Here is a 679-nt window from a genome sequence, read left to right as displayed (position 1 = left end):
CAAATTGTTGATGCCGCTCTCTATTCGTCTCAAAGCTATATAGAATCCCCTTTTGTCTTATGCAATGTTTAACAATCACATAACTTATACTTGACAATAAACACAAGCACAAAAGTGAGTTTTATTACTTTCATTATTACCGAATTTGTAGTTAAACCTGTTAGGTCTTCGAAGACCTAACAGGTCTTTGAGAATTTTCAGCCCGCAATGACAAAGCCTTTTCTCACAAGAGCACCTCCAACATCTCAATAAAATACCCACCAACCACCGCGCGGGCTTTAAATCCGGTATGGGTGGGTTTGTCGGTGAATACCCAGTCGGACATTGGCATGCGGTCTATTGTTTCGTTTTGGAACAGATATAGCGGGTCGATGAACTGCTCGAAGGTGGCTTTGTCGTCTGCTAATGTGGCTGTCCACATTATCCAGTCGGTTTTTGTGTAGGTTTTCCTGTTGTCGAGCGGTAAGCCGTATTTGTTTTGTTTGCCGAGATAGTAGGCTATTTCTTTTTGCGCTACGTCTTTTGGGAAGATGTTCATTTTCAGGAGTTTATCCCACACGAGGTTGTATTTTTGGCTCCACGTGTTGGATTTGTCGAACGTGAGGCGGTAGTGGTCGCCGTCGTCTGCCATTTTCACCCATTCTGCTGCCATTTCTTTGGCTTTGGCGGTGTATTGCGC

General features: G+C 43.9%; 1 protein-coding gene. It reads right to left on the bottom strand.

Annotated features, from left to right (window positions below; genetic code table 11):
• Nucleotides 1–223 precede the first annotated feature (223 nt).
• On the bottom strand, nucleotides 224–679 hold a 456-nt coding region (locus tag ASC50_RS02680), incomplete at its 5' end, for a DUF1793 domain-containing protein (protein WP_158648314.1).

This window comes from Candidatus Symbiothrix dinenymphae (genome assembly GCF_001431085.1).
This window is presented reverse-complemented; position numbering and strand designations above follow the sequence as displayed.